8 protein-coding genes are annotated in these 11,773 nt (G+C 68.5%); 5 read left to right on the forward strand and 3 right to left on the reverse strand.

Annotated features, from left to right (window positions below; all coding sequences use genetic code 11):
• Positions 1-8: 8 nt before the first annotated feature.
• The gene (locus tag OV287_RS11570) at positions 9-1,013 is read left to right on the forward strand and encodes an aldo/keto reductase family protein (RefSeq protein WP_267534080.1); all 1,005 of its coding nucleotides are present in this window, start codon (positions 9-11) and stop codon (positions 1,011-1,013) included.
• A 131-nt stretch (positions 1,014-1,144) separates the two neighbouring features.
• On the opposite strand, the gene OV287_RS11575 is transcribed toward OV287_RS11570, so the two are convergent.
• The 3 genes from OV287_RS11575 to OV287_RS11585 all read right to left on the reverse strand — a co-directional run bounded on the left by OV287_RS11575 (position 1,145) and on the right by OV287_RS11585 (position 5,834).
• Entirely contained in the window at positions 1,145-2,803 is a 1,659-nt protein-coding gene (locus OV287_RS11575) for a hypothetical protein (protein WP_267534081.1), read from the reverse strand.
• 74 nt (positions 2,804-2,877) lie between these two features.
• Positions 2,878-4,008 carry a hypothetical protein gene (locus OV287_RS11580; protein WP_267534082.1) on the reverse strand — a complete coding sequence of 377 codons (1,131 nt, stop codon included), beginning with the start codon at positions 4,006-4,008 and terminating at the stop codon, positions 2,878-2,880.
• Complete coding sequence (locus tag OV287_RS11585) at positions 4,005-5,834, reverse strand: HSP90 family protein (RefSeq protein ID WP_267534083.1); 1,830 nt, start codon at positions 5,832-5,834, stop codon at positions 4,005-4,007. Before OV287_RS11585 ends, OV287_RS11580 begins: the two co-directional genes overlap by 4 nt.
• Positions 5,835-6,188: 354 nt before the next feature.
• Here OV287_RS11585 and OV287_RS11590 point away from each other — a divergent pair, with 354 nt between their 5' ends.
• From OV287_RS11590 to OV287_RS11605, 4 genes are all read left to right on the forward strand, one after another.
• Complete coding sequence (locus OV287_RS11590; protein WP_267534084.1) at positions 6,189-7,598, forward strand: LETM1 domain-containing protein; 1,410 nt, start codon at positions 6,189-6,191, stop codon at positions 7,596-7,598.
• A gap of 72 nt (positions 7,599-7,670) precedes the next feature.
• Positions 7,671-9,599: a hypothetical protein gene (locus tag OV287_RS11595; RefSeq protein WP_267534085.1), complete on the forward strand. Its 1,929-nt coding sequence runs from the start codon at positions 7,671-7,673 to the stop codon at positions 9,597-9,599.
• 25 nt (positions 9,600-9,624) lie between these two features.
• The gene (locus OV287_RS11600) at positions 9,625-9,849 is read left to right on the forward strand and encodes a hypothetical protein (RefSeq protein WP_267534086.1); all 225 of its coding nucleotides are present in this window, start codon (positions 9,625-9,627) and stop codon (positions 9,847-9,849) included.
• A 4-nt stretch (positions 9,850-9,853) separates the two neighbouring features.
• Positions 9,854-11,758: an apolipoprotein A-IV repeat region-like domain-containing protein gene (locus OV287_RS11605; protein WP_267534087.1), complete on the forward strand. Its 1,905-nt coding sequence runs from the start codon at positions 9,854-9,856 to the stop codon at positions 11,756-11,758.
• Positions 11,759-11,773: the final 15 nt, after the last annotated feature.

An 11,773-nucleotide genomic window follows, 5' to 3' on the forward strand; every position in this document is an offset into this window, starting at 1 on the left:
GCTCGCGCATGCACTTCCGACATCTCGGCAGCAGTGGGCTGATGGTCAGCGAGATCTCCTACGGGAACTGGCTGACCCATGGTTCCCAGGTTGAAGAGGCAGCGGCGCTCGCGTGCGTGCGGGCCGCACTCGACGAGGGCATCACCACCTTCGACACTGCGGACGTCTACGCCGCCACGCGCGCTGAAGAGGTGCTCGGCCGTGCGCTCCAGGGGCAGCGCCGCGAGGGCCTGGAGATCTTCACCAAGGTGTACTGGCCAACGGGGCCGGGGCCCAACGACCGGGGCTTGTCGCGCAAGCACCTCCTGGAGTCCATCAACGGCTCGCTGAGGCGGTTGAAGACAGACTACGTGGACCTCTACCAGGCACACCGTTACGACACGGAGACGCCGCTCGAGGAGACGATGCAGGCCTTTGCCGACATCGTCCGCCAGGGCAAGGCGCTCTACATCGGCGTGTCCGAGTGGACGGCGGAGCAGATTCGCGCGGGCGTGACGCTGGCGAAGCAGCTGGGCATCCAACTTGTCTCCAGCCAGCCGCAGTACTCGATGCTGTGGCGGGTCATCGAGGGGAAGGTGGTGCCCACCTCGCAAGAACTCGGGGTGGGGCAGATCGTCTGGTCGCCGATAGCGATGGGCGTGCTGACGGGCAAGTACAAGCCGGGCCAGAAGCCGCCGGAGGGGAGCCGGGCCACGGATGAGAAGGGTGGCTCGCGGTTCATTCAGCGCTTCATGACAGACGAAGTGCTCACGCGGGTGCAGCAGCTGAAACCGGTGGCGGACGGAGTAGGGCTGTCGATGGCTCAGCTCGCGGTGGCATGGGTGCTGCAGAACCCGAACGTGTCGTCGGCGATCATCGGTGCTTCGAGGCCCGAGCAGGTGAAGGAGAACGTGAAGGCGGCGGGGGTGAAGCTGAGCGCGGACGTGATGAAGCGCATCGATGAGATCCTCGGCCCGGTGGTGGAGAAGGATCCGGAGAAGACGCGCCAGCAGGCCCCGGACAGGCGTCCGTGACCCGTCGATAAACCCCCACCACCGTGCCCCCTCTCCCTCGCCCTCCGGGAGAGGGTCGGGGTGAGGGTTCCCGTCCCCGTGCTCCAACCCGTGGCCAAGAAGAGGGCCACGGGTTCAATCCGAGTCTCAGCTCAGCGCCGAACCGGGAGCTGCTCAATCATCCGATACTGACGGGTGGGCTTGATGCCGGGCTCCGGCTCGAAGGACGGCTGCGGCTCGACCTGGAGCTCCGGGGCGAGAGGCATGCTCGACGGAGCGGTGAGAATGCTGCTCACCGTGCTCGCGCTGGCGACATCGACGAGGGACTCCAGCACGTAGGGATGCGCGGCGGGGAAGACGCCAGGAGTGACGTAGGCGTGGACGTGGATGGCGTACTTCTGGCCGAGCTGCAGCACGCCCGGAGGAATGTCGACGGACGTCGAGGTCGTGTGGATGGTGGCCACGCTGAGCGGGTTCGTCCGCGTACCGCTCACGGTCAGCCGGGAGATGCGGACGCGGTAGACGGAGGGCGTGCCGACGAGGGGAGCCTTCCAGGTGACGCGAGGCGTGAGCGAGCCGAGCGTGAGTGCCTGCTGGGCGTTGCTCCCGTTCACGGTGAGGCCCCACGGCGGGGTGATGCGCGGGGCGATGGGTCCAGCGGTGGCGATAGCCAGAGGACGCGTGTCGGAGAGAACGCCGTTGAGGCCGCCGGACGTCGTTCCGGGCAGGCGCGTGGCGATGACCTGGAAGGTGTGGGAGACGGAGGCCACTGCGCCCCAGCTGAAGGGGTAGGGGTTGCCGTAGGTGAAGCTCGTGACGAGGTCGGTGATGCCGGAGAAGCTGGCGTACATCAGGTCTCCCGAGTAGCCGTACCAGGAATCCGAGCTCCAGGGCGTGGGCGAGATGCTGATCCACTGGTCATAGGGAATCGACTGCGGGTGCGCCTGGACCTGATAGGCCTCGAAGCGCGAGCGCCACCACTCGAAGCGAGCCGTGTACTGGGGCGCCTCCTGGAACGTGCCGCTCAGGTCGGTGCTCGTGGTGGGGCTCATGGTGACGGGTTCCGGAGTGAAGAACCGGTCGAGGGTGGTGTAGCTGTAGGTGCCGGTGTCGCGGGTGGTGTAGTGGTTGACGTACAGGCGGTCGCCTCGCGACGCGTCCACGAGATGCTCGTCCGTGGAGACCAGCGAGAAGGAGCTCAAGGGGAGCTGGTCGACGGATGTCGCCCCCGCGGCCACGGGGGTCTCGGCGTACAGGGACGTGGCCGCGCCGAGGTTGGAGCTGATGGCATCCCAGGTCGGGTAGTCCTCATACGGTTGGGGCTCGAGGTTGGACGCGGTCAGCGTCAAGGGGATGGTCGCGGCGGTGACCCGATCGCGGCGGCCGAGGTCATAGCGGTCGAGGTTCATCGTGCGCGAGTCGGACACGACGTAGAAGGTGCCGAGCTGCAGGTAGTACTGGCCGGTGGGTGCATCCGGGAGACGGAAGGTACCGTCCGGCGCCGTCTCCACCGTGATAGAGCGCGTGCTGCCGTCCTGGAACGTGAAGGCCCTCAGCTCGGGCGAGAACGGATCCACGGGCTGGGTGAAGTCGCCGATGTCGATGCGGTAGTGCATCACACGGCTGCCGCTGACTGCGTACGGGTTGCCCGCATCGACACCACCGTCCGTGGTGAAGCCGGTCCCCTCGGGGAAGACGATGGGGCCACGCCCATCATTGAGGTCATCCGGCTGCCCATCCACTCCGGACCCGCAACCCACCAGCGCCAGCGATGACAGCAGCACGGAGAACAACGACTTTTTCAGAGACACGAGGCACCCCTCGGAAGCATGAGTGAAGCTCCCGAGCCTACTACAAGGCGTGCCGGTATTTCTCGAAAGGCTCGTTATCCTGGGAGAGGACTGTCAATGGGAAAGGGCACCACTTCGGTGCCGAGCCGCCGTGTCCGTGCGAGCAGCCGGCCGAAGCGGTCCGTCCCGTTGCGCGAGTCGAACTTCGCCGCGATGCCCTCTGCCTGAGAGGCGAGCCAGCCGCGAAGGGTCCGTGTCTCGTAGGCCCCCTCGGGCGAGTACAGCGTGAACGCTCGCGGGAGGGAGATCGCCACCTGCTCCCGTCCTTCCGCGAGGGCTTGTTCCATGAGTGCGAGCGCGGCCGAGTGGAAGGTGAATCGGTCTCGGTGGCTGGCATGCTCCAGCGCCCATCCCACGTGCCGCTCGAAGAGCTTCAGCCCGCGCTCCACATTGCCCGTGAGTGTCAGGAACTCCAGGTGCTCGCCCACGGTGGCGAGGAACTCCCGGTTGCGTTGCACCAGGGCATAGCCGCGCAGGTGGTAGTCGCGCGCCTGCTCCAACCGTCCCAGCTTGAAGAGAGGGTAGAGCACGCTGCCGAGCGTCAGGTGCGGCACCTCCGCGCACGCGCTGCGTCCCTCGAGCAGGGGCCGTGCCTTCTCCAGCGCCATGGCGTACTCGCCCTGGTCGAGGTGGTGGTCCAGCTCGTCATCCAGCTCGCAGGCGCGGCAGTCCGTGAGGTGATCGCGCGGCTCGCGAACCCACTGCGCCCAGAACTCCTCCGCCACCGTGGTGTCGCCCATGTCTCGAGCGGCCTGGTAGCGCAGCTTGAGCATCGCCCGCCGTCCGGCTCCCGCCTTCGTGAAGCACTGCTCTACATCGTCCAGCGCGCCCGCAATCTGCTTGCGGCTGATGTGAGGGAACTCGTCGAGCCGGCCCACCACCCACTTCTGCTTCCACAGCAAATCCTCGGGTGGGTAGCGCACCGGGTCGCGCTGCTGCTGCCCCCGGCACCAGGCGAAGGCCACCAGGGCTCGGTCTGGGAAGCCCCCGAAGGTGGCCGCGTCGATGATGGCGCCCCGCACCTCGAAGGCGAGCGGCATGTCCCCATGCGCGTCCGCGAGCCGAGCGGCCTCCTCGAGCGCCATCACCTTGGCCTCGCCCGGGTCCAGTCTCTCCGCGCGCCCGAGCAAGTGATTCACCTGCTCGCGCCAGTCCTGCTCCGTCAATGAATGCCTCCTGTACCTTCGTCGTCATCCAGGCGCGCCGAGATGAGGCCGAGCAGCCCCCGGTTGAGCAGCGCCATCTCCCGCGCGTTGAGCGGGCGGTGTCCCAGCAGCAGCGCCTGTACGTACAGCATTTCCACCGACAGCTTGAGCTGCGCCTCGTCCCGTACCCGCGCCAGCCTGCGCACCACGGGGTTGCGGAGGTTGAAGCAGAGCTGTGGCCGCGCCTCCTCGCGAGACTCGGCCAGCGCTCCCTCCAGCACCGAGGCGTACAGCTCGTCCGTCTCCTCGCGGGCGCGCTCCACGTCGCGCCGGAAGGCTCCGTCGTCCACGTCTCCGTAGAGCGTGGGCACCTCGGGAGGGAGGAACTTCTTGATGCTCACCTCGCAGCGGAACGGCTCCAGCGCCTCCGTGGCCACCTGTCGCAGCCGAGCCACCGCCTGTCGCTCCTCCGCCGTCAGCTCCTCGAAGCCCTGGGGAAGCTGTGCCGCGGAGAAGAGCTCCACCTGGGCGTCCGGCAGCACGCGCGGCAGCTTCTCCAGCAGCGCGGTGTCGTGCGTGTAGGCCCCGTTGAGGATGCACAGCCCCTGTGCCGCCGCCACGCGTGCCACCTGCCGGAAGGCATCCAGCGTGTTGACGTAGCGCACCATGGGGAAGGACTGGCGGTAGTGCCCCAGCGTCATCATCCCCAGCGTGGTCTCGAAGGGCAGCCAGTGGATGACGAGCCGGTAGAAGTCGTCATCGTCCAGCGCGAGCGCCTTCACTGAGAGGCCATGCAGGGCGATGAGCCGCTGCAAGGTGCGCGGATCCTGGTGGGCCAGGTCCACCAGGTACTGGCGCAGCAGTTGGCCGAGCGAGTCGCGGGCGCGCGCCAGCGTGTCGTCCTCGTAGAAGGCCTCGCGGCTGGCGGTGGGGCGCAGGCCCTGGGCATTCACCACGCACTTGACGAAGAAGGCCCACTCCGGGAGCAGGTTCTCCGCGCTCTCGGACAGCAGCATGTCCTTGAGGTACACGCGGTGCTTCTGGCGCGCGTTGAAGTGGGGCGAGAAGGGCAGCACGAAGGCCACCCCCTCCACCTGGCCCGCCTCCGCGCGCAGGGGGATGCAGTCCACGAAGTCCTGGCCGAACACCTCGCGCCCGTAGGCCAGCAGCGCTGCACGGCGCTCGGCCGCGCTCTCGTACTTGCGGCGCCAGGGAGGAGGGGCTGGGTTGAGGTGCTCGGTGCGGCCGTCCGCGATGAGGTGGATGGGGAAGGGCAGCAGGCCCCCGTAGTGCACCGCGAGCTGCCGCACCCGCTCCGCGGTGAAGTACTCAGCGGCGTCCGGCCGGGCGACGAGAAAGACCTGGGTGCCCGGGTGCTCCAGCGGGTGCTCGGAGGGCCGCACGGCGTACGTGCCGTCATGCCGGCCCCGCCACTCCATGGTGCGCCCGTCTCCCTTGGCCGAGCGCGTCACCACCAGCAGCTCGTCGCACACCATGAAGCAGGACAGCAGGCCGATGCCGAACTGGCCGATGAAGTCGTTGCGGCGTGCCTCCAGCGTCTCGCGCTTGGAGCTCTCGCCGATGGTGGCCAGGAAGCGGTGCAGCTCCTCCTCCGTCAGCCCCACGCCGTCATCGCTGAAGAGCAGGGTAGGCAGGCCACCGTCTTGCTTCTCGATGAGCTCCACCCGCACCGCTCCGGGGTGGGGGGGCTCGAGGTGACGCCGGGCGCGGATGGCGTCGGTGGCGTTCTGCAGCAGCTCGCGCACGAACACGCCGGGCGTGCTGTAGAGGTGGTGGGAGAGGAGGTCGATGACCCCCCGGAGGTTGACCTGAAAGCGATGGTCCACAGTCGGTGAAGGCTATAGCGGGTATGCCGCGACGCGTACGCCCTGATGGGTGCAACTGTCCACCAGCCTGTGACAGCTGCCAGATTTGCCTCTGGACGATTGCCCGCTCGCCGAATATGCGGCCCCTCGACCGCAGGGTGCCCCGGTGGCACTGCGGGAGACCTGTCGTTCCGAGGAGGAGTACACACATGCGCAACAAGCTCATGTCGCTGGAGATCGGCAAGGCCACCGCGCTGTAGCACGCGTGTGTCTGTCAACGGCTCCACCTCCTCGTGGGGTGGGGCCGTTGGCGTCGGGACGTAAGTGGAGTATTTCCGGGAACACCGCCTCGCGCGGCACCTGGGGTGGATTCGAATGGATCTAGGCAAGGCGGGTTGGCTGTCCTCGCTGCTCGAGGAGTCGGTCGCGGCCCATGTGCGCGCGCCGGCTCCGGTGGTGCCGTCGGGACTCTCCGAGTCCAGCTCAGGCCGGGCCCGCGCCCGCTCGTATGTGCGCCGGATGCTGCGCGCCAGCGGGCTGCTCTACGGCACTCCCGCGGACGGTAGCGTTTCCGCCGAGGGCACATCCTCCGAGTCTGCTGGAACAGGTTCTCCCGAGGAGGTGCTCTTCCGCGCGGTGATGCGGACCTTCGCGCGCATGGCCCTGGACATTGCGATCCTGGCCGGCTCGCCCGAGGGGCCCCGCCGCGAGCAACTGCTGCTGCTCTTCGCCGTCCTCACTGGCCAGCTCGACGAGGCGCGCTCCGTTGAGGAGAAGGTGCGCCAGGGGCAGGAGGTTCCAAAGCGGCTGTGGGGCCGGGTGGAGGATGCGCTGGAGCGCCGTGCCCTCTCGCTGTCAGGAGATCCAGCGTATGGGCTCGTCCTGCACAACGGGGCCCTCTACGCCGACGCACACATGTTCGGCCGGCAGGCGCTCGACTACTTCTCCCGCGGGGGGCTGAACCATGAGATGGCCCGGCGCCGCATCGACTTCGCCGCCCGGCAGAAGGCGCTCCTCGTGGAGGTGCTCACGGGCCTGGCCTGCGTGGACCGGCAGCCTACGTTCTCCGCGCGCCGCGCCATCCTCCGGCAGGTGGAGGACCTGGGGCTTCCGGATGAGCTCGAGGGTGAGCTGCGCGTCGCCGTGAGGCAGGCCTTCGAGCGCCGCCGCTCCTTGAGTACGACGGTGAAGAACGTGAGCAGCGTGGATCTGCGACGGTTCATCCTGGAGCAGACGCTGCTGGCCTCGCTGGTGGATGGCCGGCGGACGCGGGGCGAGCGCGCCTTCATCGATCAGCTCGCGCATGAGCTCCGGGTGCCGGAGAGCACGGTGCACCAGCTGGAGCTGGAGGTGGCCGAGTTCTACGCGAAGAACCGCTCGGTGGTGGATGTGTTCACGGTGTCCTCCGCCGCGAATCTGATGGGCGAGGACATGGTGTCCCGCATGCAGAACACGCTGGAGCGGAACTTCCACCGGCTGATGCAGGAGGTGCGGGAGACGGGCGAGCTGTACCACTTGCTCACCAAGGCCGCACGAGGGCAGGCGCTGACGGCCGAGGAGCGCCAGCGCATGCGGGCGCAATTGATTGACGTGGCGAAGGCGATTCCGGCGCTCGCCATCTTCGCGGCACCGGGAGGGATGTTGTTGCTGGTGGCCCTGGCGAAGGTGTTGCCCTTCAACCTGCTGCCGAGTGCCTTCCAAGACGAGCCCGCGTCCGAGCCCGTGAGCCTCGAGGGAGAAGTCGTGAGCAGCGAGGCTGGGTCCACGGAGCGCAAGGTGGGCTGACCCGTTCGCCCGGCGCCAGCACGTAGATTGGCCTCGGAGTTGCCTCCCGGTAGGGCTGGGGTTGAATGAGGCATGGCCTTTCAGGAGAAGCTGAAGCTCGAGCTGGTGCTCACCGCGGGCGACCAGTCCTTCTCCATTCCGGGCGGACAGGTGAAGCACTTCTCCGTGCGCCTGGCCCCCTATGGCTTCACCGCTTCGGTCTCCTTCTGGACCTCGCTGGAGAAGCAGGACGCCCCGCTCTTCGCCGCCTTCCGCGCGCCGGACCTCCTCCAGCTCCGGCTGTCCGTGGCCCGCGTGTATCCCATGGAGGGCACGCCCCCCGCACCGCTCGTCGTCCAGGGCCTGGTCCGTACCCGGAGCCTCGCGGGGCTCTCCCACGGTGGGCTCGACGGGGAGGAGCGGGCATTTCGTCACTACTCGCTCGAGTTCGCGGACGCCGCCCAGGTGCTCTGGCGCCAGCACCGCCCCACCGAGCTGTACACCGACAAGACGATGGCGGACCTGCTCACCGCGCACAAGGCGGGCCCCCTCCAGCTCACCTGTGACTGGGATGTGCTCCAGGATGAGCATCCGCTGCTGTGCCTCGCCCTGGGCGAGGACGATCGGCGGACCAGTTTCTACGACTTCGTCCTCTGGTACACGCACTCGCGTGGCGGCGTGTGGAGCTACGACAGCCAGAAGGACACGTACCTCCTCTCCGGCAAAAAGCCCCAGGGCGGCACCGCGGCCACGCTCGACCGCCGCGAGGTTGAACGGGTCGACGTCCAGCTCCCTCCGCCCATTCGCCACGCGGCTCGGGTGCTCAATGCCCTGGCCCAGGGGTCCACCACGGTGGCGCTCGAGCAGTCGCAGGCCGCGCAGGGTATCTCGCACGACGTGCTGCTGCGCACGCCCCTCACCTCCGTGGCCGAGCAGCGGCAGACGCTCGAGAAGGGCCGCCTCCGGGGGCAGCAGCGCCAGCTCCAGGTCACCTTCCGGCAGCTCCCCACGGTGGCCGTGCACCCTGGCGCGCTGGTGCGGCTCGAAGGGGGCCTCTGGAGCTCCGCGCTGACGGGGGGAGGGGAGGACCAGCGGGTGCTCTCGCTGGAGCTCGAGGGCCGCGCCCTGCGCGAGGGCCCCCATGACGAGCAGCAGTCCCCCGACGCCGGTTACTCGCTGGAGATGGCGGCCCGGCTCGAGCCCAAGTCCGAGCCGGTGCCCACCTTCCCCGCGTACCGCCCGCCGCGCTACCCCATCTACGTCGAGGGCAAGGTGGTCAGCCCGGGAGGCCAGGAGAAGGACCGGAGCTGGTTCCTGCTGGAGGACGAGAAGACGTCCATCTCCCAGCATCGTGTGCAGGTGCCGTTGTGGAACAAGACGGTGAGCATCCCCGCCGAGCCCGGCTTCTTTCCGGGGCACTTCTACTTCCCGCCCTACAAGAACGGGCGGGTGCTGCTGGCGCTCTACTTCGAGCGGGCCGAGCTGCGCCGCTTCCTCGACTGGGGCGACACCGTGCACATGCCCCAGGACGGGCAGGGCGACCAGATGTTGCTCGGGAAGAACGACACCAGCCAGACGGCGCTCTCCCACGACTACCAGGACAGCAAGCCGGTGTGGAACCTGCGGCGCGTCTCGGCCGCGGACAAGCAGACCGTCCGCATCAGCGAGGGCACGATGCTCCTCAAGGTCGAGGAGGAGCAGGGCGCCCAGAAGTCCGAGTCCACCTACGACGTCACCCCCAAGGTCGAGGCCGCCAAGGGGGATTTCTCCATGGCCGTGGGCGGAGCCATCGGCGACACCAAGGCCAGCTACCGGCAGTCGGTGGGCAATATCCAGGCGGGCATCGACAGCGCCACTGCCGAGACGATGGCCGCGCTGGCCTCCGCTCGGGCGGCGCTGGGCGCGAAGGTGGCCGCCGCCAAGGGGGAGCTCACCGGCGCGCTGGATGGCTTCGCGGATCGTTCGGCCCAGGTGCAAGGGGCGGCGACAGAGGCTCGGGCGGCGCTCGAGAAGCTGCGCTGAGGCCCGGAGCGCGGTAGGAGGAGTCATGCAGGAACTGCGTGGTGCGGTGACGGAACTCCGGGGCGAGGTGGAGACCTTCGGGGCGGGGGTGGGGACCCATGTGCAGGGGGCCCGGGCCCAGCTCGAGTCCCTCGTGAACGGAGTCGTGGCCACCATCGCCAGCATCCGCCCCGACGTGGAGACGGTGGTGTCGGGGCTCTCGTCTCGCATCGAGGCGCTCGACACCGAGCTGGCCGGGCTGGAGCCCTGAACGGATGAAGGCGCTGTGGTCCAAGTTCGAGCAGGTGGCGTCCGAGGTACTCGCCCTCCGGCAGCAGCTCGAGGACACCGCGGGCAAGATTCGTGGCTCGCTCGACACACTCACTTCTGATGTCTCGTCCCGCTGCGAGTCCGTGGAGGGCAAGGCCCGCGAGTCCGGGCAGTCCGCCCAGGGTCAGCTCGAGTCGCTGCGACAGGAGGTGGGCCAGAAGTGCGAGGCGCTCTCCTCCGAGCTCGATACACGGCTGAAGGCGGAGGGGGGCACACCCGCGGCGCTCCAGTCCCGGCAGCAGCGGGGCCGGGCGATGATCGACCAGACCCAGGCGCAGGTGGCGGGCACGCTCGACAGCACGGTCTCGCAGCTCACGGCTGCCCTCGACTCCGTGCTCGGCCAGGTCTCCTCGGCGCGCGGGAGGGCCGAGGCGAGGACCTCCCAGCTCTCCCAATTCCTCGAGTCTGTCTCCGCTCCCCCTTCCGCGACGTTGCAGACGATCCACGACAGCGTCCAGTCGACCGGTGAGTCGATGAAGGCCGAGGCCCGGCGCCAGATCGGCCAGCTCCGGGATCAGCTCGTGCCGTTGCGCTCCAAGGTTCAGTCCGCCGCGGACTCAGCCAACACCGTCCTCGACACGCTGGAGACCGAGGTGGGGGGGACGCTCCAGAGCGGGCGGGACCAGGCCTCGCAAGCGCTCGACACGCTCGAACAGACGCTGACGGGCCTGGTGGGCGCACTGAGCGGACAGATCGAGCTGGTGGAGAAGCTCATCGACCAGGTGCAGTCGCAGATCGACTCGGTCATCACCACGGTGGGCCAGACGCTGGACACCCTGGTGCGGACCACGACCACCACCGTCGCGTCCATCAAGGAGCCCGTGCAGAAGGCGCTCGACCAGGTCTTCTCCACGCTCGACGGCCTCCTGAAGCAGCTCGCCCAGCTTCAGGCGCAGCTCGAGGCGCTCTTCGCGGTACTGCCCGAGCAGCTCGACAAGCTCCAGACCCTGTTCCAGAGCCTGATCAGCTCGCTCGAGGCCTTGCGCGCCCGGGCCATGGAGCTGCTCGAGGCCATTCCCGCCTCGGCCCTGCCCAAGCCCCTGGTGAAGCCGGCCATGCAGGCCATCGACAAGGTGGTCTCGCAGATCACCTCCCAGCTCGACGCCATCGCCAGCAAGGTGGCCTCGCAGCTGAAGTCGATGGAGGAGCAGATCCTCTCGCAGGTGCAGACCGTGCAGTCCCAGGCGCTCGCGCAGCTTCAGAGCGTGCAGCAGCAGCTCCTGCAGCAGGTGGACACCCTCACCCAGAGCATCCTCCAGAGCATCCAGCAGGCCCTGGCGCAGGTGGACCAGGTGGTGGCCAGCGTGGTTCAGCAGATCGGCACGGTGCGGGACCAGGCGGTGCAGCAGGTGAATGCCTTGAAGCAGCAGGTGGCCGAGCGTGTGGAGTCGCTGAAGTCCCAGGTGAAGCAGCAGCTCGGCTCACTCCAGGAGCAGCTCAACAACGGCGTCAAGACCGCGCTCGCGCAGCTCGAGTCGGTGCGCACGAACGCCGAGTCGCAGATCTCCTCCACCCGGGGGCAGGTGAAATCCAGTGTCGATGGGGTGGGCGCCTCGGTGGACACGGCCCTCGAGTCGGCACGGCAGGCCATGGCGCGGCTCGAGTCGACGCTGACGGAGCGGGTGGATCAGGCGCTGACCAGCTTCCAGGGGAGCGCGGCCAGCACGAAGGAGCCGGCGCAGGCGCAGCTCGAGCAGCTCTCGTCCCGTGTCGACACGGCCCGCACGCAGTTGCTCGCGGTGATCGACTCGCTCGAGGCCGGCGCCAACTTCTCCCAGCCGGTGGATGCGGTCCGGGCGCAGGTGTCGGCGGCGCTCGAAGCGCTCGGGGCTCAGGTGCGCACCCTCTGAGCGCGAGGCTCGGGG

The organism is Archangium lansingense, assembly GCF_026626635.1.
In the GTDB taxonomy this organism is placed as follows: Bacteria; Myxococcota; Myxococcia; order Myxococcales; family Myxococcaceae; genus Archangium; species Archangium lansingense.

Coding starts and splice junctions, on each gene's coding strand:
- OV287_RS11570 (WP_267534080.1), top strand. CDS start 9: ATGCACTTCCGACATCTCGGCAGCAGTGGGCTGATGGTCAGCGAGATC.
- OV287_RS11590 (WP_267534084.1), top strand. CDS start 6,189: ATGGATCTAGGCAAGGCGGGTTGGCTGTCCTCGCTGCTCGAGGAGTCG.
- OV287_RS11595 (WP_267534085.1), top strand. CDS start 7,671: ATGGCCTTTCAGGAGAAGCTGAAGCTCGAGCTGGTGCTCACCGCGGGC.
- OV287_RS11600 (WP_267534086.1), top strand. CDS start 9,625: ATGCAGGAACTGCGTGGTGCGGTGACGGAACTCCGGGGCGAGGTGGAG.
- OV287_RS11605 (WP_267534087.1), top strand. CDS start 9,854: ATGAAGGCGCTGTGGTCCAAGTTCGAGCAGGTGGCGTCCGAGGTACTC.